This is a genomic window from Thermodesulfobacteriota bacterium (assembly GCA_040755095.1).
Classification (GTDB): Bacteria; Desulfobacterota; Desulfobulbia; order Desulfobulbales; family JBFMBH01; genus JBFMBH01.
Genome location: JBFMBH010000015.1, coordinates 21,110 through 41,882 on the forward strand (window position 1 = coordinate 21,110; position 20,773 = coordinate 41,882).

18 protein-coding genes and 1 pseudogene are annotated in these 20,773 nt (G+C 70.0%); 7 read left to right on the forward strand and 12 right to left on the reverse strand.

All coding sequences use genetic code 11. From position 1 onward, the window contains the following. The first annotated feature begins 48 nt into the window (after window positions 1–48). The 5 genes from AB1634_04310 (at window position 49) to AB1634_04330 (ending at window position 6,272) form a co-directional block, all read left to right on the forward strand. Complete coding sequence (locus AB1634_04310; protein ID MEW6218743.1) at window positions 49–2,301, forward strand: ABC transporter permease subunit; 2,253 nt, start codon at window positions 49–51, stop codon at window positions 2,299–2,301. 68 nt (window positions 2,302–2,369) lie between these two features. Next, window positions 2,370–3,983 carry a phosphate ABC transporter permease PstA gene (gene pstA, locus AB1634_04315; GenBank protein ID MEW6218744.1) on the forward strand — a complete coding sequence of 538 codons (1,614 nt, stop codon included), beginning with the start codon at window positions 2,370–2,372 and terminating at the stop codon, window positions 3,981–3,983. Between the two features lie 41 nt (window positions 3,984–4,024). Beyond that, the gene (pstB, locus tag AB1634_04320; protein ID MEW6218745.1) at window positions 4,025–4,813 is read left to right on the forward strand and encodes a phosphate ABC transporter ATP-binding protein PstB; all 789 of its coding nucleotides are present in this window, start codon (window positions 4,025–4,027) and stop codon (window positions 4,811–4,813) included. Between the two features lie 41 nt (window positions 4,814–4,854). Further along, window positions 4,855–5,556 (forward strand): phosphate signaling complex protein PhoU, encoded by a 702-nt coding sequence (gene phoU / locus AB1634_04325; protein MEW6218746.1) that lies wholly within the window; start codon window positions 4,855–4,857, stop codon window positions 5,554–5,556. 20 nt (window positions 5,557–5,576) lie between these two features. After that, window positions 5,577–6,272: a response regulator transcription factor gene (locus tag AB1634_04330; GenBank protein ID MEW6218747.1), complete on the forward strand. Its 696-nt coding sequence runs from the start codon at window positions 5,577–5,579 to the stop codon at window positions 6,270–6,272. On the opposite strand, the gene AB1634_04335 is transcribed toward AB1634_04330, so the two are convergent. Together AB1634_04335 and AB1634_04340 are read right to left on the reverse strand one after the other, a co-directional pair. Beyond that, window positions 6,262–6,687 (reverse strand): TraR/DksA C4-type zinc finger protein, encoded by a 426-nt coding sequence (locus AB1634_04335; protein ID MEW6218748.1) that lies wholly within the window; start codon window positions 6,685–6,687, stop codon window positions 6,262–6,264. The genes AB1634_04330 and AB1634_04335 overlap by 11 nt on opposite strands. Window positions 6,688–6,717: 30 nt before the next feature. Next, window positions 6,718–6,936 carry a hypothetical protein gene (locus AB1634_04340; protein MEW6218749.1) on the reverse strand — a complete coding sequence of 73 codons (219 nt, stop codon included), beginning with the start codon at window positions 6,934–6,936 and terminating at the stop codon, window positions 6,718–6,720. 310 nt (window positions 6,937–7,246) lie between these two features. Between AB1634_04340 and AB1634_04345 the strand changes: the two genes are divergently transcribed. Further along, complete coding sequence (locus tag AB1634_04345) at window positions 7,247–8,572, forward strand: PhoH family protein (GenBank protein MEW6218750.1); 1,326 nt, start codon at window positions 7,247–7,249, stop codon at window positions 8,570–8,572. A 194-nt stretch (window positions 8,573–8,766) separates the two neighbouring features. Here the strand turns inward: AB1634_04345 and metK are convergent, their stop codons facing one another. The 7 genes from metK to AB1634_04380 form a co-directional block, all read right to left on the reverse strand. Beyond that, on the reverse strand, window positions 8,767–9,990 hold the full coding sequence (metK, locus tag AB1634_04350) for a methionine adenosyltransferase (GenBank protein MEW6218751.1): 1,224 nt from the start codon (window positions 9,988–9,990) through the stop codon (window positions 8,767–8,769). Between the two features lie 24 nt (window positions 9,991–10,014). After that, the gene (locus tag AB1634_04355; protein MEW6218752.1) at window positions 10,015–13,098 is read right to left on the reverse strand and encodes an HAD-IC family P-type ATPase; all 3,084 of its coding nucleotides are present in this window, start codon (window positions 13,096–13,098) and stop codon (window positions 10,015–10,017) included. Between the two features lie 6 nt (window positions 13,099–13,104). After that, window positions 13,105–13,851: a hypothetical protein gene (locus AB1634_04360; GenBank protein MEW6218753.1), complete on the reverse strand. Its 747-nt coding sequence runs from the start codon at window positions 13,849–13,851 to the stop codon at window positions 13,105–13,107. A 56-nt stretch (window positions 13,852–13,907) separates the two neighbouring features. Further along, window positions 13,908–14,459, reverse strand: coding sequence for an HMA2 domain-containing protein (locus AB1634_04365; protein ID MEW6218754.1), 552 nt, complete (start codon window positions 14,457–14,459; stop codon window positions 13,908–13,910). After that, window positions 14,443–14,796, reverse strand: a complete 354-nt coding sequence (locus AB1634_04370) for a DUF5132 domain-containing protein (GenBank protein MEW6218755.1) — start codon at window positions 14,794–14,796, stop codon at window positions 14,443–14,445. The genes AB1634_04365 and AB1634_04370 overlap by 17 nt, the downstream gene beginning before the upstream one ends. Window positions 14,797–15,064: 268 nt before the next feature. Beyond that, entirely contained in the window at window positions 15,065–15,436 is a 372-nt protein-coding gene (locus tag AB1634_04375) for an HMA2 domain-containing protein (GenBank protein ID MEW6218756.1), read from the reverse strand. Window positions 15,437–15,440: 4 nt separating this feature from the next. Next, window positions 15,441–15,773: an Insertion element protein gene (locus AB1634_04380; GenBank protein MEW6218757.1), complete on the reverse strand. Its 333-nt coding sequence runs from the start codon at window positions 15,771–15,773 to the stop codon at window positions 15,441–15,443. Between the two features lie 208 nt (window positions 15,774–15,981). Here AB1634_04380 and AB1634_04385 point away from each other — a divergent pair. Next, window positions 15,982–16,101: pseudogene (locus AB1634_04385) on the forward strand (PIN domain-containing protein). Window positions 16,102–16,104: 3 nt separating this feature from the next. Here the strand turns inward: AB1634_04385 and AB1634_04390 are convergent. Genes AB1634_04390 through AB1634_04400 form a run of 3 tightly spaced genes read right to left on the reverse strand, consistent with a single transcriptional unit; the run spans window position 16,105 to window position 20,635 of the window. Next, window positions 16,105–17,160, reverse strand: a complete 1,056-nt coding sequence (locus AB1634_04390) for a prolipoprotein diacylglyceryl transferase family protein (protein MEW6218758.1) — start codon at window positions 17,158–17,160, stop codon at window positions 16,105–16,107. Further along, a complete protein-coding gene (locus AB1634_04395; GenBank protein MEW6218759.1) occupies window positions 17,157–18,200 on the reverse strand; it encodes a phosphatidylserine decarboxylase in 1,044 nt (347 codons plus the stop codon). Before AB1634_04395 ends, AB1634_04390 begins: the two co-directional genes overlap by 4 nt. A gap of 32 nt (window positions 18,201–18,232) precedes the next feature. Beyond that, a complete protein-coding gene (locus AB1634_04400) occupies window positions 18,233–20,635 on the reverse strand; it encodes a hypothetical protein (GenBank protein ID MEW6218760.1) in 2,403 nt (800 codons plus the stop codon). Window positions 20,636–20,773 lie beyond the last annotated feature (138 nt).

Below are 20,773 nucleotides of genomic sequence, written 5' to 3' on the forward strand. Positions count from 1 at the left end.
CGGCTTTCGAGCGGCTTTGCACCGCATCAGCCCCGGGACCTTCCACTCTTGCCCCAGACACCCTTCGACCCGTCCCTGTTCACGGACCGCCGCCAGATCCAGCGCCGCCAGCGCCTGGATCGCCTGGCCCGCCAGGTCATCACCCTGGGCGGCATCCTGGTGATCGGCTGCGTGCTCGCCATCATCGTGCTCATCGCCCGGGTTGCCCTGCCGCTCTTTCTGCCGCCTGCCACGGAGCTGGTCCGGGAAGGCGCCGTCTCCCCGGAGCCGGGGGGAGGGGATGTCCTTCTGGCCGGGGTGGACGAGACCATGGCCCACGCCTATCTGCTGCGGGCGGACGGCGCTTTTCTGACCTTCCGGCTGGCCGATGGCCAGGAGACCCACCGGGAGCGGCTCCGCCATCCCGGCGGCGACGAGGCGGCTACGGTGCGCCTGGCCCGGGCCGACCGGCCGCGGCAGGTGGTGGTGCTCTGGAGCGACGGGGCGATCTCGGTCCTGTCCTTGTCCCTGGCGCCTGTTGGCGAGCGCCCCATCCTGGCGGAGGCGGTGTGGCTGCTGCCCGGTGATGGCGCCGGTCCGGCGGCGGTGCGGGCGGCCGCTGCCGGCAGCGTCGAGGAGGGCCTGACGGTGGCCGTGCTCCGGGCAGACAACCGCATCCTGGTCCACCGCCGGGGCGTCAAGACCGACCTCTTCGGCGACCAGCAGGAGGTGCTGGAGACGGCCGAGCTGGCCGTGGAATCGGCGGCCGGGGCGGTGACGGAGCTGGTCCTGAGTGCCGGCGGCGAGGCGCTTTACGCCGGCACCGCCGGCGGCCGCCTGCTCCATTGGCCTCTGGACGATCTCGAGGATCCCCGGCTGCAGGAATCGGCCGCGGCAGGACCGGATCGGCCGATCACGGCCCTGGCCCTGGTGCTCGGCTCCCAGTCCCTGGCCGTGGGCGACGGCCAGGGGGGGCTTGCCACCTGGATGCCGGTGCCCTTCGGCGATGCGCCGGGGGAGGGCAAACGGCTGCAGCCGATCCACCGCCTGTCCGGCCATGACGGCGCTGTCACCCGCATCATCGCCTCGGAGCGGGACAAGAGCCTCCTGAGCCTGGATGCCAGCGGCGCGGTCCATCTCGATCACATGACCAGCGAGCGCCGGCTGGTGCGCCTGGACTCCCAGCCGGGCCTCAGCCTCTGGGCCCTGGCGCCCCGCAACAACGGCCTCCTGGGGGTGGCGGCCGACGGCCGTTACCGGCTGTGGACCGTGGAGATGCCCCACCCGGAGGTCAGCTGGCGGACGCTCTTTGCGCCGGTGTGGTACGAGGGCTACGACCGGCCGGCCCACGCCTGGCAGTCCTCGGCAGCCAACGACGACTATGAGCCGAAGCTTGGCATTGTGCCCCTCATCTTCGGCACCTTCAAAGGCACCCTCTACGCCATGGCCCTGGCCGTGCCTTTGGCCCTTTTGGGCGCGGTCTACATCAGCCAGTTCGCCGGCCACCGCACCCGGGCCCTGGTCAAGCCGGTGGTGGAGGTGATGGCCTCGGTGCCCTCGGTGGTGCTGGGCTTTCTGGCGGCCCTCTGGCTGGCGCCCCTGGTGGAAGGATCCCTGGTGGGCGTGATCCTGGCCACGGCTCTCCTGCCTGCCGCCTTCTTTCTGATCATGATGCTGTGGCGGCTGGCCCAGCGGCATGGGGTCGCCAGCCGGGCCCGCCCCGGCACCGAGTTCTTGTGGGTGATGCCGGTGATCGTCGCCGTGGTCTGGCTGGGCATCGCTGCCGGGCCGCGTCTGGAGGCGGCCTGGCTCGGTGACTTCAAGCTCTGGCTCTACGAGCACCTCGGGGTGCGCTACGACCAGCGCAACGCGGTGATCATCGCCTTCGGCCTGGGCTTTTGCGTCATCCCCATCATCTTCTCCATCGCCGAGGACGCCCTGTCCAGCATCCCCGGCAGCCTGACCGCCGCCTCCCTGGCCCTGGGCGCCAGCCGCTGGCAGACGGTCTGGAAGGTCATCCTGCCCTCGGCCAGCCCCGGCATCTTTGCCGGCCTCATGATCGGTCTCGGCCGGGCGGTGGGCGAGACCATGGTGGTGCTGATGGCCACCGGCAACACAGCGATCATGGATCTGGCGCCCTGGAACGGCATGCGGACCCTGGCCGCCAATATCGCCGTGGAGGTGCCGGAGGCGCCCTTCGGCGGCACCCTGTATCGGGTGCTGTTCCTGTGCGCGGTGATCCTCTTCCTCCTGACCTTTGTCATCAACACCACGGCCGAGCTGGTGCGCGAGCGGCTGCGGCGCAAATACGTGCGCTATTGAGCGACCGCCGCCGCCGGCCGCTGGCCCGGAGGCGGTGGGCCAGCGGCGTCATACCCGGGAGGGTCGTTATGGACGGGCGACAGCAGAGCCGGTACTGGCGGGAGGGGGAGCCTTGGGTCTGGCTGAGCGCCACGGCCGTAAGCCTGATCCTGCTCATGGCCACCTGCCTCCTGCTGGTGGTGCTGGCCAACGGCCTGGGGGTGTTCTGGCCCCACACCCTCACCCGGCTGGAGATGAGCGGCGGGCCGCCGCTCCTGGGGGAAATCCTCCAGGAGGAGGAGCGGCCGGACGGCGGCCGGCGGCTGCAGCTCAAGATCGGCAACCGGGACCTCTATGGCCTGGACTTCCGCTGGGTGCCCGCAGACCAGGTGCAATCGACCGCCACGCCACCGGAGGCCCTGGTGCTGGAGCGGCAGGAGTACGGCAACTTCTACGGCTTCATTGCCGGCCTGCGGCTGCCGGCGCTGGGAGCCGCCGCCGCCGGCCAGGACGGCTGGCCGGGGCTTGCGGCCGCCCTGGCGCGGGTGGCCAGGGAGCGGCAGGAGCTGACCGCCCGCAGCGAGGGCCTGTCCAAGCTCAACCGCCGGTTGGCTGCCATCAAGGATCGCCGGCGCTCGCTCCTCTTTGCCGGCCAGAGCCCCGACCAGCCGCAGGTCCTCGAGCTGGAGCGCCAGGAGGCGGAGCTGGCGGCGCTCTTTGCCAGCCAGGCCGGCGAGCTGTCCCGGCGGACCGCGGCCCTGCGCCAGGACGTGGTGCTCATGCAGGATGCCGCCGGCCGGGAGCGCGAGGTGCCCCTCCTGGACATCGTCCGGGCCTACCGGCCCAACGCCATGTCGCTGACCGCCAAACTGGGCCTTTACCTGGGCAAGCTCAAGGAGCTCCTGCTGGACGATCCCCGGGAGTCCAACACCGAGGGCGGGCTCTTCCCGGCCATCCTGGGCACGGTGATGATGGTCTTTCTCATGAGCCTGTTCTCTTTCCCCTTCGGGGTCCTGGCCGGGATCTACCTGCGGGAGTATGCCAAGCCCGGGCCGCTCGTGCGGCTGGTGCGGGTGGGGGTGAACAACCTGGCCGGCATCCCCAGCATCGTCTACGGCATCTTCGGCCTGGGCTTCTTCATCTACGGCCTGGGCGCGGCCATCGACCAGGCCTTCTTCCCGGAGCGGCTGCCCACGCCCACCTTCGGCACCGGCGGCATCCTCTGGGCCAGCCTGACCCTGGGCCTGCTGACCGTGCCGGTGGTGATCGTGGCCACCGAGGAGGCCCTGGGCGCCATCCCCACCGGCATCCGCGAGGGCTCCCTGGCCCTGGGCTCCACCCGCTTCCAGACCCTGACCCGCATCCTCGTGCCCATGGCCTCACCCGGGATCATGACCGGCTTCATCCTGGCCATGGCCCGGGCTGCCGGCGAGGTGGCGCCCCTCATGATCACCGGTGTCGTCAAGCTGGCACCGGCCATGCCCGTGGACGGGGTCTTCCCGTATCTGCACCTGGATCGCAAGTTCATGCATCTGGGCTTCCACATCTACGACATCGGCTTCCAGTCGCCCAACGTCGAGGCGGCCAAGCCCATGGTCTTCACCACCACCCTGCTCCTGGTGGGCATCGTGGTGCTCATGACCAGCGGCGCCATCCTGCTCCGCAACCGCATGCGGCGGCACTACTACGTGAGCGGGGTCTGAGGACCGCCAAGCGCTCCCCGAGCGAAGGTACTGTTATCGCCATGGCAGAAGGAACAGTCCGTATCGCCACTGTGGGCGATCCGATCATCGTCGTCGACCGCTTCAACCTCTATTACGGCCAGGCCCAGGCCCTGTTCGACATCGCCTTCGGCATCCCCCGCCACGAGGTGACGGCCTTGATCGGGCCCTCCGGCTGCGGCAAGTCGACCCTTCTGCGCTGCTTCAACCGCATGAACGATCTCATTCAGGGGGTGCGGGTGGAGGGCAGTATCCGCATCGAGGGCGAGGATGTCTTCTCCCCGGAGATGGACGTCATCCGCCTGCGCTGCCGGGCCGGCATGGTCTTCCAGAAGTCGAACCCCTTCCCCAAGTCGGTCTTCGAGAACGTGGTCTACGGCCTCCGGGTGGCGGGGATCAACGACCGTGCGACCCTGGAGGCGGTGGCCGAGCAGAGCCTGAAGCGGGCGGCCCTGTGGGATGAGGTCAAGGACCGGCTGCGGGAATCGGCCATGGGGCTGTCCGGCGGCCAGATGCAGCGGCTGTGCATCGCCCGGGCCATCGCCGTGGCGCCGGACGTCATTCTCATGGACGAGCCCTGCTCGGCCCTGGACCCCCGCTCCACCAGCCAGATCGAGAACCTGATCGCCGAGCTGCGGGGCAGCTACACCATCGTCATCGTCACCCACAACATGCAGCAGGCGGCGCGGGTCTCCGACTACACCGCCTTCATGTACCTGGGCCGCCTGGTGGAGTACGGCGAGACCAAGCAGGTCTTCACGGTACCGGCCTGCAAGGACACCGAGGACTACATCACCGGCCGCTTCGGCTGAGCCCGGGGCAGGCTGGCTCCACAGCACAAGGGGGATGGCGCGTGGGCAAGACGCTGAGCGCAAAGCTTGAGGGGCTGCGGCGGCAGCTCCTGGTCGTGGGGGCCCTGGCGGGCGAGAGCCTGGAGCAGGCCCGGCGGGCCTTCCTGGCCGGGGACGTGGCCCTGGCCCAGGAGGTGCGCGAGAACGACCGGCTGCTCAACCAGGCGGAGATCGCCCTGGAGGAGAGCTGCCTGGCGGTCCTGGCCCTTTTTCAGCCGGTGGCCGGGGATCTCCGGCAGGTGATCACCATCCTCAAGATCAACAACGACCTGGAGCGGATCGGCGATCTGTGCGTCAAGATCGCCTTGAAGGTGGCGCCGATGGCGGCGGCAGCCCGGCTCGGCGGCCAGGCCGGGCCGGCCCAGACGCCGCCGGAGCTGGTGCAGATGTTCGTCAAGGTGGCGGCGCTTCTGAGCCAGAGCCTGGACGCCTTCGTGCACTTCGACGTGGATCTGGCGCACCGGGTTCGGCTCTGGGATGACGAGGTGGACCGGATGAAGGGGGCGATCCGGGCCCGGATCGAGGAGATCATGCAGCGCTCGCCGGAGCGCTATGCCCAGCTCAACATCCTCCTCGGCGTCTCCCGGGGCCTGGAGCGGATCGCCGACCATGCCACGAACATCGCCGAGGATGTCATCTACATGCAGCAGGGCGCCATCGTCCGCCACCGGCCGGAGCCGGGCGACGCTGCCGCCGGCGCCTGAAAGAGAGAGGGAGGAGCGGCATGGCCAGGGAGCCCATCCTCCTGGTGGAGGATGACGAGAACATCCAGCAGCTGGTCACCTACAACCTGGTGAAGCAGGGCTACCGGGTGCTGTGCGCCGACTCCGGCGAGGAGGCCCTGGCCATCCTCGGCCGGGAGCGCGCGGCGCTGGTGCTGCTCGACATCATGCTGCCGGGCATGGACGGGCTGGCGGTGTGCCGGGGCATCCGCGCCGCCGAGAGCACCAAGGCCCTGCCCATGATCATCCTCTCCGCCAAGGGCGAGGAGGAGGATATCGTCACCGGCCTCAACCTGGGCGCCGACGACTACCTCACCAAGCCCTTCAGCCCCAAGATGCTCCTGACCCGCATCGCTGCAGTCCTGCGCCGCAGCCAGCAGGAGGGCCGCAAGGACGCGCCCAAGCAGGATCTCCTGGTGGTGGGCCGGCTGACCGTCGACCCCAGCCGCCATCTGGTCACCCACGAGGGCCGGGAGATCCATCTGACGGTGACCGAGTTCGCCATCCTGGAGCTTCTGGTCCGCCGGCCGGGCTGGGTCTTCACCCGCCAGCAGATCATCGACAAGGTCCGGGGCTACGAGTACGCGGTGACCCCGCGGCTGGTGGATGTGCAGATCTTCGGCCTGCGGAAGAAGATGGGGGAGGCCGGCAAGCTCATCGAGACGGTACGGGGCATCGGCTACCGCTTCAAGGAGTGACGCCGGCTGGCCGGCGGCCGGCGGCCGGCGGCCGACAAGGGAAGGCGCGCCCGCCCGGGGCCGTCTCCGTTTCCTCCTGGCATTCCCGGCACAGGACGGCAAAGGGCAGCACCGCCAGCCGGCGCCGGTCGATGGGATTCTCACATTCCCGGCAGATCCCGTAGCCACCCCCGGTCAGGCGCGCCAGCGCCTCCTGCACCTGCTGCATGCGAGCCCGGCAGGCCTCGGCATGACGGATGCTCACATGGTGGATGGAGTCGACCATGGCGCACTCCGCCTCCTCCATGCCGTTGCCCAGCCCGCGGTCACTCCGGCCACCCTCCTTGATCTCTTCCCTGAAGGCGTCGATCCGGGCAGAAAAGGCCTGGGCGGCCTGCCGCAGCTCTTGGAGCTTCTCCGCGATGTCAGGCTCCATGGAGACGTCTCCTCGTGGTCTGGTGGGCATTCAGGCCGCCACCGGGTCGGTGTGGCCTCCGGTCGGGGGGATAGGCGACGCTTGCGGGCGGGCCATGGCCGCCGGCCGGAAGGGACAGCCGCTGCCGCTGCCACAGCGCCGGCTCAGCTCAGCGAGACTGGGGATGTAGGTGCAGCTGCGGGCGGTGCAGCACGAAACAGCCCAGCCGCCCTCGCCGGTGTCGTAGCGCTTCAAGAATCGGCATTCCATGGCATTCCTCGCAGGATGGCTGGGGATGGGGAGGCCGGCAGCCTCGACGATTCGTGTCCAGCATACGGCCCTTGTGTCAGGATTGGGCAAGGAGGTGGTGAGGATTTCGTTAATGCCCCTGGCCCCTACCGCGGGTCCTTCACGGACAATTGATCAAACCTTCATCCCTCCTTCATCTGGCCCGGGCATAGTGAGCCATGGCCGATTCCTTCCCGCCCGCCATTTCCCGGCCTGACCGCCTGGTTTTCCCGCCCTGCTTTCGTGTCGAGCCGCGCCGTCCGACATCGCCGGCAACCCTCCAGGAGACCCCATGCCCAAGAGACGCAAGATCTTCGTCCTGGACACCAATGTCATTCTCCACGATTCGTCGTGCTTCCACCGGTTCCAGGAGCATGACGTGGTCGTGCCCATCACCGTTATCGAGGAGCTGGACGGGTTCAAGAAGGGTGGTCAGGCGGTGAACTACCATGCCCGGGAGTTCACCCGGGCACTGGATGCCCTGGATGCCGCCAGGCTGTTCAACGGCGGCGTGCCCATCGACCGGGGTGCAGGGCGGATCATGGTGCGCCTGGAAAAGCCGGTGCACCGGGATCTGCGTCCCCATTTCCATACGGACAGCGCCGACCATCGGATCCTCAACGTCGCCTACCGGCTGGCCGGCGAGCATCCGTCCCGGCCGGTGATTCTGGTCTCCAAGGACGTCAACCTGCGGATGAAGGCCCGGTCCCTGGGGCTGGCCGCCGAGGACTACACCAGCGATCACGTCAAGGATCCGGCCACCTTGAACCGGGGCTGCACGGCCGTCGATCATCTGACGGCCGGCGTCATCGAGCAGCTCCACGCCGGCGGGCGCCTGGAGCCAGGCGAGGCGGGACTGAGCCGCCAGCCGGCGGCCAACGAGTTTCTGATCCTGCGCAACGGCAAGCAGTCGGCCCTGGGCTTCTTCGAGGCCGCGGCCGGCACCGTCCGCCTGGTCCGGAAAGGGAGCGCCAGCGGGATCACGCCTCGCAACGCCGAGCAGGCCTTTGCCCTGGATGCCCTTATGAACCGGGATATCCCCCTGGTGGCCATCACCGGCAAGGCAGGCACCGGCAAGACCCTTCTGGCCCTGGCCGCTGCCCTGGAGCGGCTCCATGACTACCGCCAGATCCTCCTGGCCCGGCCGGTGGTGCCCTTGTCCAACCGGGACCTGGGCTTCTTGCCCGGGGATGTGCAGGCCAAGCTGCACCCGTACATGCAGCCCCTTTACGACAACCTGGCGGTGATCCGGGGCCAGTTCCCGGAAGGCTCCGACCGCCACCGGGCCCTGGGCCGGCTCCTGGCCGAGGGCGGGCTGGTCATCGAGCCACTGGCCTACATCCGGGGGCGCTCCCTGGTGAAGCTCTTCGTGATCGTGGACGAGTCCCAGAACCTCACGCCCCACGAGGTGAAGACCATCGTCACCCGGGCCGGGGCTGGCACCAGGATCGTCCTCACCGGCGATCTGTTCCAGATCGACCACCCCTATCTGGACACCCAGTCCAACGGCTTGTCCCACCTCATCGACAAGCTGGCCGGCCAGCCCCTCTTCGCCCATGTCCATCTGGCCAAGGGCGAGCGCTCGCAACTGGCGGACCTGGCCTCGGACCTGCTCTGAGGGCGGGCGGTCTCTCGCAGGAAACAACGGCCACCAGAGCGGACTTCCGGCGTCTCACCCAGTTGGGTGCGCCCCGCGTATGGCAAGCCACAAATCCCATGGACCCATGGACCCACGGGACCTATAGGACCTGCAGGACCTATAGGACTTATGGGAGGCCACCATGGCCAGTTTCCGGCTGGCCGTCCCTTCGGCTAGCCCCCCGCCCGTGCCGCCAGGCCGGCCTCGGCCCGCAGGGCGGCGAGCCGATCCGTGACCTCCCAGGGCAGGCCCATGTCCATCCGGCCCACCTGGCCGTAGGCGGCCAGCTTCCGGTAGAAGCCGCCCTTGACCGAGGCCGGCAGGTGCCGCAGCCGGAACTGGCGGAGGATGGCGGCGGGCCGGAAATCGAACTGCCGGCGCACCAGGTGGCCGAGGGCCTCGTCATCCAGGTGACCGGTGCCAAAGCTTTCCACCTGCACGCTCACCGGCCGGGCCACCCCCACCGCATAGCTCAGATGCACCTCGCACTCGCCGGCCAGCCCTGCCGCCACCAGATTCCTGGCGGCGTACCGGGCCGCATAGGCGCCGGTGCGGTCGATCCGGTTGGGGTCCTTGCCGGAGAGCGCAGCGCCGCTGTGGCGGGCGTATTCGCCGTACGTGTCGATGGCGTTCTTGCGACCGGTGAGCCCGGAATGGGCGGTGGGGCCGCAGGGCAGGAAGGAGCCGCCGCTGCGGACCATGACCAGGGTGGTGCCGTCGGGCTGGATCTCTTCGCCAAAAAAGGCCGGCTCGATCACCGCCGCCCGCACCTCGTTGCCCAGACGATCGGGATCCACGGCACCGGCGGTGGCGCGCAGGCAGACCTGGAGGTTGACGCTGTTGACCCGCACCGGCCGGCCCTGCCGGTATTCCACCCCCACCTGGGCGCGACCGTCCGGGGCCAGGTAGGGCAGGATCCCCTGGAAGCGCACCGCGCTCAGGCGGCGGGCCAGCTTGTGGGCCAGCCAGATGGGCATCGGCAGCAGCCCGGGGCTCTGCCGGCAGGCGAAGCCGAAGACATTGACCTGGTTTCTCGCCCCCACCGCCTCGACGCCGGCCTCGTCCAGGCTGTGCTCGTCGTAGCGCCGGCTCGGGTCCAGGGGCACGTCATTGAGGCTGGTCAGGACCGTGCAGGTCTTGCCGTTGAAGCCCTCCTCGTTGTAGCCCACCTGGGTGATGACGTCCCGCACCACCTGGGGGATGTCGATGAGGGCGGTGGACGAGAAGTGGGCGGCCACGAAGACGATGCTCTGGGCCAGGGCGCACTGCGCGGTGATGCGGGCACAGGGATCCTGCTGCAGGAAGCGATCGACGATGGCGTCGCTGATGAGGTCACACAGCTTGTCCGGATGGCCCTCGGTCACCGATTCGGAGGTGAAGATGAAGTTCTGGCGCATGGGCCTTCCTCACGGGTTGTGGCCTCAGCAGGCCGGCACCGGCGGCAAGGGGGTGGCCGGCGGCCGCCGGGCCGTGGTGGCCTTCTTCACGGTTTCGTTGACGACAAGCGGCAGGCCAGCGGCGGCCCCCACCACCAGAAGATCGCTCACCCCCAGGGCGGCCACGCCCAGGAAGGAGCGCAGGCCGGGCACCAGAATGGCCGCCCCTTGCAGGGCCAGGGATCCCAAAAGGGCCCGGGACAGGTGCCGGTTGGGCGCCAGGTGGCCATAGTCCAGCACCGTGTGGCGGTCGGAGCGGCAGGACAGGGCGTGCAGGAGCTGGCCGATGGTGAGGGACAGGAAGGCCAGGCCGCCGGCCCGGGGGCCCCGGCCGTAACGGGCCAGCCCGTAACCGTAGGCGGCCAGGGAGGAGGCCCCCAGCACCGCTGCCTCCCGGCCCAGCCGCGCCAGGTGCGCCCGGTGGACGATGGGCTCCCGGGGGTCCCGGGGCGGCTGCCAAAGAACGTCTGCCTCGGCCGGCTCCAGGGACAGGGCCAGGCCCGGGAAGATGTCCGTGACCAGGTTGATCCACAAGAGCTGCATCTCGGTCAAGGGCTGGCCCAGGCCGGCGGCATTGGCGGCGAAGACGACGATGATCTCGCTCAAGTTGGTGGCGAGGAGGAAATGCAGGGCCTTGCGCACGTTGCCGTGGATGGTGCGGCCCTGGGCCACTGCCTCCAGCATGGTGTCCAGCTGGTCATCCTCCAGGATGACATCCGCCACCTCCCGGGCCACATCGGTGCCGGTGCCACCCATGGCGATGCCGATGTCGGCGGCCTTCAGGGCCGGGCCATCGTTGATGCCGTCGCCGGTCATGGCCACCACCCGGCCGCTGGCCTGCAAGGCCCGGACGATCTCCAGCTTGTGGGCCGGACTCACCCGGGAGAAGACCGCGGCCTGGGCCGCCAGGGCCTGGAGGGCCTCGGGCGGCAGATGGCTGAAGGTGGTGGAGTCCAGGATGCCAAGGGGCTCCGAGCCGGAGATGTCCAGGGCCTTGCCCACCGCGTAGGCGGTGGGCGACTGGTCGCCGGTGATCATCACCGTCTTGACGCCGGCCCGGTGGAAGCGGGCGATGAGGGCCCGCACCCCGGGCCGCACCGGATCGGCCATCCCCACCAGGCCCAGCCAGGTGAGCTGGCAGCCGGCCAGGGCCTCCGCGTCGGTGACGGAGTCGTCCTCGTCCAGGAGGGCGTAGGCCAGACCCAGGACCCGCAAGGCCTTGCCGGCCATGACCTCGTTCTCCTGGCGCAGGAATTCCCGGGTCTCGTCGTCCAGGGGCCGGACCTCGCCGCCTTGCATATGGCAGGAGGCCAGTGCCAGGACCTCCAGGGGGCTGCCCTTGACGGCTGCCAGGCGCGGGCCACCGCCGTTGGTGTGCAGGGTCACCATGAGGTTGCGGCCCTCGGCCCGGTGCAGGATGCTCGCGCGGGGCAGGGCCAGGAGCATGGCCGCCACGTCGAGACCGGCATCCATGGCCATGTGCACCAGCGCTTTTTCGGTGGGCGAGCCGCTCACCACCACCTCGCCCTCGCCGGGGATGACCTCGCTTTCGGTGCACAGACAGGCCACCGCGGCCAGGGCCCGGGCCTCGTTGGCCAGTCCCTCGCCATCGCCCAGGGACAGGGGGGCACGCGGCCCGTCCAGGGCATGGCTGCGGCCACCCACCAGCACCTCCACCACGGTCATGCGGTTGGCGGTGATGGTGCCGGTCTTGTCCAGGCACAGCACCTGGGTGGCGCCCAGGGCCTCGATGGCGTCGAGGTGGCGGACCAGCACCCCCCGGCGGCGCATGGCGCGCACCCCCAGGGCCAGGGTGGTGGTGGCCACCGTGGGCAGCCCTTCAGGGACCGCGGCCACGGCCAGGGAGATGGCGGCCTTCAGCATGGGGATGAAGCCCTGGCCTCGCAGGAGTCCAAGGACAAAGACCAGGCCGCACAGCACGCCCGAGACCACCGACATCTGGGTGCCCAGCCGGTCCAGCTGCTGCTCCATGGGGGTGGCCGGTGCGGTCTCCCGGCCCACCATGGTCTGGATGGCACCCACCTCGGTCTGGCTGCCGGTGGCGGTCACCACCGCCAGGCCCTGGCCCCCGGTGACCAGAGTGCCGAGATAGACCATGTTGCAGCGGTCCGGCAGGGGCATCGCCGCCTCCACCGTCACCTCGGCCTGCTTGGCCGCGGGCACGCTCTCACCGGTCAAGGCCGACTCGTCGATGGACAGCCGGGCGCTCTCCACCAGCCGGGCGTCGGCGGCGACGTACTGGCCGGGGCGCAGGACCAGCACATCCCCTGGCACCAGCTCCTCGACGCCGGTGTCCCGGACCTGCCCATCCCGCAAGGTCAGGGCCCGGGGCCGCACCAGATCCTTCAGGGCATGGATGGTGCGCTCGGTCTGGCTTTCCGTGACGTAGCCGATGGCGGCGTTGATGCCCACCACCCCCATGATCACCACCGCGTCCACCAGGCCGCCGGTGGCAGCGGACAGGACCGCGGCCCCGGCCAGGAGCGCCACCGGCACCGAGGCCAGCTGCTCGGCGAGGACGCGCCAGGGCGACCGGGGCACTGCCTCGGGCAGCAGATTGGGGCCGTAGCGGGCCAGCCGGCGGTCCGCCTCCTTCTGGCTCAGGCCGGCCGGAGAGGTCGTAAGCGCCTGCACCACCTCCTGGCGGTCCAGGGCATGCCAGGAGAGGGCGGGGGTCGCGCTGGCCGGTCGGGGCACGCTGGCCCCTGGCGGCCGGGGTCGGGGAGCGGCCACCTGCGGCACCGGGGACGGCGGAGCCGGGGTGCCCTTTCCAGCGGCCGCCCCCAGCACGGCCTCGACGCAGGATTTCACCGACCGGCTGGACTGAAGGGAGTTGTAGAAAACGAGGAGGTGGCCGGTGACCGTGCTGGCCGACACCGGACCGATGCCGGGAAAGGCGAGCAGCCGGCTTTCCAGATGGACCTTCAGGGCCTTGCTGCGCCGCAGCCCCGGCACCCGGAAACGGGCTCGGCCCCTGACCGCATCGTGGATGGTGGCGACCACGGACGATGCGGCCAGGGGCCGAGCAGGCGAAGCGCCGGGCGGCATGGGCGGCTACTTCTTGACCAAGGCCTTGCGGGCACCGCCCTTGTCTTCCGCGGCCTCGCCTTCAGAAGCCTCGGGAGCGACCGGAGGCACAGCCGCGGCCGCCGCGGCCTTCGTCGTCTTCGGACTCGGGGCGGAGGGCAGGGCAGCGACGAGCACCTCCTTTGCCCCGCCAATGGCCCCCACCAGCACGTCGGTGACCGTGCGGCTGGCGGTCTTGCCAATGGCACCGGCGGCCTCGATGGCTCCCACCACCGCGGTGCGGCCGACCTCCTCGATGTTGCCACCCACCTCCCGGGTGGCCTCCAGGACCCCGTCCACCGTCCGGCGGGCCACCAGGCCCACATCGGCCCCGACCGAGGCCGCGGCCTGCACGGCCCCCCGGGCGGTCTGGCCGGCCGCGGTCACCAGGTCGCCGCCCACATCGCTCACCCCCATGATCACGCCCTTGGCCACACTCTTGGTGCCCAGGATGAGGCCGGCCCCCACCTCTTCGGTGGCCTGGATGGCGCCCTTGATGACATCGCCGGCCACGTCGACGGTGCCCTTGGCCACCTCGCCGGTGCTCTTGGCCACGTCACCCGTGGCCCGCAGGGTGCTGCAGACCACGTTGCGGGCCAGGGCGACGATCTCGGCCTCGATCTCGTTCAAGCCCTTCAGGCTGTGGATGATGCCGTTCTTGATCTGGGTGCCAGCCTGCTGCAGGCTGGGGCCACTCGCCGTCGCTGTCTGGGTGTCGTCTTCCACGATGACCATCGGCTTGCCTCCTCGTCCCTTCGGATGTTCCTCTTCGCCCCCTGGACAAGGGACACTCAGTCCCGGGAGACTCCCGTCGCAGGACCCTGCGCGCCTGCCGCCTCCGGCCTCCTCCCGCCCACCTGGACCCCGGACAGGAGGGTGAGGCCGTACCAGAACAGGGTGTACCAGGCCGGAGCCCGCAGATTGCCCCGCAGGATCTGCAGCACGCCGGCCCCCAGAAGGCCGATGCCCGCCAAGGTCGGCAGGTCAAAGCGGCCGCCGGTGGCCCGGCGCACCTGCTGATCGGCGGCCCGGACCTCCTGCCGCAAGGCCACGGCCACCGAGACCGGGCCCTGGGCCCACGGGCGCTTGGCCTCCGGCCCGGCGGCAAGATCGAACAGCCCGGCCTGCCGGGCCTGGCGAGCCAAGGCCTGCAGACTGCCGGTGTGGTGCACCACCAGGCTGCCTCGGGGGGCATGGCTTACGACGGCCAGGCAGCCGGGCAGGGCCAGAAGCTGCGGCTCCAGGCCGGCGAAGAAGACCGGATCTCCCTGCCGGGAGGGGATCCGCAGGCGAGCACGGCCGGGGAGCTGGTGGGCAAGCCGCGCCTCAGGCAGGCTGCCCACTGTCGGCCTCGTCCACGGCCAGTCGCCCCGCCTCCGGCTCCGGCTGCTCCTGGGGACAGGCAGCTCCGGTCCCGGCCATGCCAGCAGCCAGGGCGTGCTCCTCCTCCACCTCGGCCTTGGCCTCCGCCCACAGGTCCTCGACGATCTCGCCGGTCTCGGCAGCCAGCTCTTTGCCCTTTTCGAACAGCACCAGGCCGCTCTTGATGGCCGCCTTGGCCACCGGCTTGGCAGCCTGGGCCAGCACCGGCAGAAGGCGTGGCGCCAGCACCGCCGCCCCCAGGCCAACCGCCAGGCCCACCAGCGTCTTGCCCTTGAGAAGATCTCCCACCATGCCCATGCGCACCCCCCTTGCTCTGCAGCGTTCCGGTCAGCCCCGGCAGCACGACGCTACCCAAGCCCGAAGGTCGGGTCGGCCACCGGATCGGTGCCTCGTCTACGGATGCCCTATGGTACGGAGGCGGTTCGGCCCTGGCAAGGACGGATGGCGCCCAGGTAGCAGGTAAATTCATTACTTCCCTGCTCAGGGCACACCTCATCCTTGCCAGCCCGGACCCGTTTTGAAGGCCTGCTGCCATGATGGCAGCGGGCCGGGCAGGGGAGGGGGGTCAGATCAGGGCGGAGAGGAAGGACAGGCCGGTGCCGGCCAGGGCTCGATCCATGGCCAGGCTCATCACCACCTTGCCCACCAGCTCTCCCATCCTGCCGGAGGTGTGGGCCAGATGCTGGTCGTGGCTCATGGCCTGCTTCGGATCGAAGAGGCCTTCCCGCTCCAGGAGGCGGAGGATGGCCACCGGGGTGAGGCGCTCCCGATCGTATTGCACGGTGACACTGCCGGTGACCGGGTTGGCCTGCACCGAGCGCACGCCAGCCAGCTGGCTGATGAGCCGTTCGGTCTCCTGGGCCGCGGCCTCGTTGCGGCGCACCCTTGGACTCCTGATGCGCAGCCGTCCCGGAACGTGATGCTTGTAGTAGCCCATGGTGTCAGTCCTCGCAAAGCTCGATCCTGTGATAGGTCCTGCAGATCGGATAGGCGGCGCAGCGGAGCACCAGGCCCCGTGCGGCCCGCTGACAGATGTGCATCCGGCTGCCACAGACAGGGCAGGCCGGGCGGTCGTCCATTTCCGGCCGGGTGTGGCCGAGGCTGAACTGGCGGCCGCAGACCTGGCAGCGGCAGCGTCTGGTCCCGTGGCGGTCATGGCCGTAGCGGTAGACCGCGCCGCCGCCGCAGCGGGGGCAGGCCGGCAGCTCGCTTGCGGCACCGCCCGCAGCTCCCCCCTCCTCTGTCGGCTCGCCGATCCTGCTGTCAGCGTCCATGGATTCCGGCATCTGTTTCATCGGTCATCAGGATAGGACAGCAGTGTTTGTTTCCGGTTTGGCAAAGATGAGGATTCGGTTAGGCCCCGGGTGACCGAGCTGCGGCCGGTATCGAGGAAGATCGCTGCCAGCCAGCCACGGCGCGGACATCTCAAGCGATGAAGGACCGCATCTTCCTCGATACCAGCTATCTGCTCGTCCTGGTGGGGGGCTGGTTGATTGCTTTTCCTTCCTGGTGATGGAGCAGATGGGGTGCAGACCAGCGCTCACCCTTGATCAGCATTTCCGTCAAGCGGGGTTCATCCTCCTTCCGGAGACCATGCCTTGACCGCTACACCCGCTGGCGCACCACCTCGAAGGCGATACTGGCCCGGGTGACCGAGCTGCGGCCGGTATAGAGGAAGATCGCTGCCCACAGGCCCTGGAGGGCCAGGATGGCGCCGGGCTGCCAGAGGCTGGCCAGGCCGCGGCGGATGACCGGTGGCGGCATCTGCAGGTCGGCGCCCAGGAGAACGGTGGTCAGGACCCCGTAGAGCAGACCGGCGGCGGCCATGATCTGGTAGGCGGACAGGCGGCCGCCGCCCCGGAAATCGGCCCGCAGCTGCTCGGCCAGGCAGCGCCAGCCGAGGCTCAGCCCCAGGGCCACCAGATAGGCGCTGGCATGGCGGCCGGCCAGGAAAAGCCCGGTGCCCGCCAGGGCGGCCAGGGTGTTGACCGCAGCGGACAGGGACTGCACCGGCACCAGCGGCACCTGGCAGCATCCCCCTTCGTAGGCCGCCTTCTTGGTCTCGCCGGCAAACACAGTGCCATAGCCCCGCAGGAGCCCGGCCAGCCAAGGCGGCAGGTCGGCCATCCTTTTGCCGTAACAGCAGCCGAAGGACAAACAGGCCAGGCGGCCGACCCCCTCGCCCAGGGCCAGGGCGATGGCCAGGGCCGCGAGCACCGGCATGACCGGCACCGCCTGGCCCCCCATGTGCCTGGTCACGGCATTGACGCTGCCGATGACCCAGGGGGCGGCGACGATGCCGCAGAACGAGGCGCCGCCCACCGTGAAGGTGTGGGCCTTTTTTTCCACCAGCCGGGCGACCAGCCGGGCCGCCGGCACGGCCAGGCCGAGGATGAGGGCCATGACCGTGGCCAGCCAGAGGAGCGGGATGTCCAGGGAGCGCAGCAGCACCAGGGCCAGGGCCACAGCCAGGACCAGGGCGGTGGCGGTGAAGAAGCCGTAGAAGGTGTAGTTGACCCCTTGCCACGAGCCGCCGGCCTCCTTGCGGCGCGGCGCCGCTGCAATGATCTGCCAGTTCTCGGCCGGCAGGGCATACGCCCCCCAGGCCTGCAGGGTGAAGAGGCTTGCGCCCAACAGGGCCAGAAACAGGGCATTCGTCATGACCGGGTCTCCCGGGGTGTGCAGGGCGGCCGGCGCGCCCGGCCGATGTCGGAGCGCACCTTGACGTCGGTCTCCACCAGGCTGCGGGAAAAGCCGGCACTGAAGCGGCTGGCCACGTCCTGGCGATGGAGGTTGCGGGTGAGATCCTCGGCAAAGGCCACCCGGCCGGGCTGGAAGAGCAGCACATCCGTCGAGCTCCCCGGCCGGTAGCGGCTCTTGGGCTGGCCTTTCCGCAGGAACATGCCGGGCCGAGCCGGCCGGGGCAGGTCATACCGGTGGGGGCTGTAGCACTGGACGACCTCGCCGATCATGAGGGCCACCACCTCGATCATGGCCACCAGGCCCACTCCGGTGCCGCCCTCCACATCGGTGTCGATGATGGTCACCGTGCGCTTGTTTTTGGAATACGGCGTGGCCATGGCCACCACCGCGCATGGATTGCACGAATGGTAGAGGCCGTCCACGGTGTAGAAATCCCGCACCACCCCGGCCACCGGGGTGTGGCTGTAGTGGTACTTGTCCGGGGTCAGCCGGAAGATGGCCCAGTCGCCGCCGGCAAAGGCACTCACCCAGACCGGCCGCGACCGGTCGACCAGTTCCGCCAGGTCGAAGAACTTCTCCTTCAGAAACAGCAGAGAGGTCTCGGCCAGGGAGCCCAGCAGCACCCGGCTGTCGGCCGGGGAGACCACCGCTCCGGGGTCGGTGCTCATGGGCCGGCAGTCCCAGAAGCGGATGCGGCGCTCGAAGACCTTTTGCGGCGTGTCCAGCTCGTCCGGATGGCCGAGGCACTCCGCAAGATCCACCCCCACCTGGCTCAGGAAGCGGCGGCCCACCGGCAAGAGCTCGGCCAGCCGGCGGTCGTAGTGGAGGTAGGCCAGAAGACGCGACATGCGGGCCGAAGTGAGGGCGCGGAACAGGGCCGGCGTGCGCTCCCTGGTCTCATCGTAGAAAAAGCGTATCAGGCCGTCCCCGAACAGGTGCTCGGTCCGGACCAGGCTGGTCTCCCGGTCGATGTACTGGTGGACCATGCTGCTGCTCATGCCGGTTTCATCCTCTGGTCACGGGCGGGGGCCTACGCCGCCCGTCCAAGGGCTGCCGCCGGCGGCCCGTCCCGATGCATCCGCCGCTGGTCGTGGTCCAGGGAGACCAGCAGCAGGCCGATGAGCCGGCGCAGGACCGGGGCATCGGCCCGGCCGTTCGGCACCACGTGGCGGCAGGCGGCCAAAAAGGCGCTGCCGCTGTCACCGGCCAGCGCCTCGGCCGCGGTCCGGACGCTCGCATCGCCGGCCGCCAGGTCCTGCGCCAGGATTTCCAGGGCCTCGCCGGTCTGGCGGCTGCGGAGCTGGTGGCGGTAGAAGCCTTCCGCCGCCAGATTGACCTCCTCGGCGGGCAGATCCAGGGGCGAGCGGCCGCCGGCCAGCTCCAGGATCGCGGCGGTCAGGCGGCCGGCGGCCCCCAGTCCGGCAGGGTCGCGGCTGGCGGCGGCCAGGGCATCCAGGTCCGGGCCGCTGCCGGAGGCTGCCACCAGTTGGCCGGCCTCTCGGCGCACCAGGCGGAGGAGGGCCTGGCGGTAGTCGTCCAGGCGTACCCGCAGATAGCCGGGGTAGCGCCGGCTGGGCCGGGTCTCTCCGGTCAGGGCCAGGATCTGGCGCAGCAGGAGGTTGCCGGTGTCCCGGCGTACGAAGAAGGTGGGCAGATCGATGGCCGCGGCGAACACCACCTGCCGCCGCTCGCTTTCGGTGAACGGATCGTCGGGGAGATCGGCATGGGTGATGCGTCCCGACAGGGCCAGCTGGCAGGCGAAGGCCGTAAGCAGGGCCTGGAGGTCGGCGGCCACGGCCAGGTCGGCAAAGGAGGGAAACAGGCTGTAATGCCGGCCTTCGAAGCCAAAGAAGCCGGCCTGACCCACCTCCCGGGCCCGGAGCAGAAGATAGGTGGCCATCCGGGGATCGAAGACCCCGAGTCGGGCCAGGTCTTCCTTCAGCCGCTCGTGGTTGCCGGGGGTGCCGTCCAGGGCCGGGCAGCCGTCGGTGGACAGGAGGGCCACCAGGTAGTCCAGCAGGCGGTGGTCCGGGACAAAGTCGCCCTTGAGGCCGAAGAGCCGGCTGAGCAGGCGGTCCAGCCAGGGCGGCCCCAGGGGGGTGCACGGCTGGCCCAGGATCTGCAAATGCGCCTTCTTGCGCCAGCGGCGCCAGAGCATGCGCAGGTGGGTGTAGTGGAGCTCGTGGGGCAGGAAGCCCAGCACCCGCTCGGGATGGAAGTCGGTGAAGGCCAGCCGGTACGGGGCAGCGCTCAGCAGCCCGACGAAGAGGGGCAGGAAGTGCTCGACAATCTTGATCACCAGGTCGGCCAGGACCTTCTCGGCCAGGGCGCCAAAGCCCGAGCCCCGCTCCTGGCGCAGCGCCGTGAGCCGGCGGCTGCCCAGGGAGATATGGACACCGTTGTTGGCCAGGCTGACGTTGGAGGTGTTGGGCAGGACCACCAGGTTGTTGGTGATGATGCCGGCCTCCCTGAGCTTGATCACCGCGTTGAGCTGGCTGCGGGACAGGGTCTGGTGGCACAGCCCCATGTAGCGGTGCTTCTCCTCACCCCGGTTCCAGCCGGACAGGCAGGGGCTCATGAACAGCTCCCGGTAGAAGCTGTCCGAGATGAGGTCGTTGAGCCTTTTCTGCCGCACCGGCGGGTGGGGCGAGAAATAGACCACCGCCTCCTGGCCATGATCGGCCAGCCGGAACTGGCGGTTGGCGTACGCCACCAGGAGCTGGCTCAGGAGGTAGCGCTTGGCGGTCTCCCGGGCGAGCTCCTGGCCCACCCGGGACTGGCCCTGCACCACGTGGCAGGAGAGGGTCTCCGGCGAGGTGTTGTCGGACAGGAAGTGATCCAGCAGCCGGAGGCCGGTCGCCCGCACCGCCGGCAGCCGGCCCTCCTCATGGTCGACGGCATCGGCCAGGGCCAGCTTGAGGAGGTAGCTGAGCGGGATGCGCAGCCAGGGCTCGCCGGCCTCTTCGAACAGGAAGCGGTGGGCGTCGTCGCGCAAGGGGCTGCCCGGCTGTCCCTTGTCCGCCCTGAGGTCCTCCCGGAGCACCTGGCTGGCCAGGGGCGAGAGGGCATGGCGGGGCAGGCGTACCCAGGAGTTGTCCCAGGCCACCGTGCCTTCGGCGGCCAGGAAGGCATCCAGCTCGGCCAGCATCCGGGGCGAGGTCTCGCCGGTTTCCATCCGCCGGCGGGCCTGGCGGTAGAAGCTCGACTGCAGGATCGCCTGGGGCAGATCCACATCCCGCGCCCGGCCACACACCACGGCCTGCAGCTCGTTCTCGGCTCCGGCCGTGAGGTCCTCGCCCAGGAACGGCAGGCGGTCCAGCGGCGACCCGGTGTCCGGGCCTGTCAGGCCCAGGGCGGCCCGCACCCCGGCCAGGGCGGTCTCGACGCCGGACTTGCCGGTCCGGGAGGCAACAAGCGGTGTCCTGTCGGCCATCGGGACGTCTCCTTGTCCCGGCGTGTCCGGGACCGATGCAGCTTGCCGCGTGCGGGAGCTGGATACGGGCGAGGGCCGCCTCTGGCTGGGGCCGGGGGGGGGAGGGCACAGTCGTCGGGTGGTCCCCCGCCCGAGGCG

Coding starts and splice junctions, on each gene's coding strand:
- pstA (MEW6218744.1), top strand. CDS start 2,370: ATGGACGGGCGACAGCAGAGCCGGTACTGGCGGGAGGGGGAGCCTTGG.
- pstB (MEW6218745.1), top strand. CDS start 4,025: ATGGCAGAAGGAACAGTCCGTATCGCCACTGTGGGCGATCCGATCATC.
- AB1634_04330 (MEW6218747.1), top strand. CDS start 5,577: ATGGCCAGGGAGCCCATCCTCCTGGTGGAGGATGACGAGAACATCCAG.
- AB1634_04335 (MEW6218748.1), bottom strand. CDS start 6,687: ATGGAGCCTGACATCGCGGAGAAGCTCCAAGAGCTGCGGCAGGCCGCC.
- AB1634_04340 (MEW6218749.1), bottom strand. CDS start 6,936: ATGGAATGCCGATTCTTGAAGCGCTACGACACCGGCGAGGGCGGCTGG.
- AB1634_04345 (MEW6218750.1), top strand. CDS start 7,247: ATGCCCAAGAGACGCAAGATCTTCGTCCTGGACACCAATGTCATTCTC.
- metK (MEW6218751.1), bottom strand. CDS start 9,990: ATGCGCCAGAACTTCATCTTCACCTCCGAATCGGTGACCGAGGGCCAT.
- AB1634_04355 (MEW6218752.1), bottom strand. CDS start 13,098: ATGCCGCCCGGCGCTTCGCCTGCTCGGCCCCTGGCCGCATCGTCCGTG.
- AB1634_04360 (MEW6218753.1), bottom strand. CDS start 13,851: ATGGTCATCGTGGAAGACGACACCCAGACAGCGACGGCGAGTGGCCCC.
- AB1634_04370 (MEW6218755.1), bottom strand. CDS start 14,796: ATGGGCATGGTGGGAGATCTTCTCAAGGGCAAGACGCTGGTGGGCCTG.
- AB1634_04375 (MEW6218756.1), bottom strand. CDS start 15,436: ATGGGCTACTACAAGCATCACGTTCCGGGACGGCTGCGCATCAGGAGT.
- AB1634_04380 (MEW6218757.1), bottom strand. CDS start 15,773: ATGGACGCTGACAGCAGGATCGGCGAGCCGACAGAGGAGGGGGGAGCT.
- AB1634_04390 (MEW6218758.1), bottom strand. CDS start 17,160: ATGACGAATGCCCTGTTTCTGGCCCTGTTGGGCGCAAGCCTCTTCACC.
- AB1634_04395 (MEW6218759.1), bottom strand. CDS start 18,200: ATGAGCAGCAGCATGGTCCACCAGTACATCGACCGGGAGACCAGCCTG.
- AB1634_04400 (MEW6218760.1), bottom strand. CDS start 20,635: ATGGCCGACAGGACACCGCTTGTTGCCTCCCGGACCGGCAAGTCCGGC.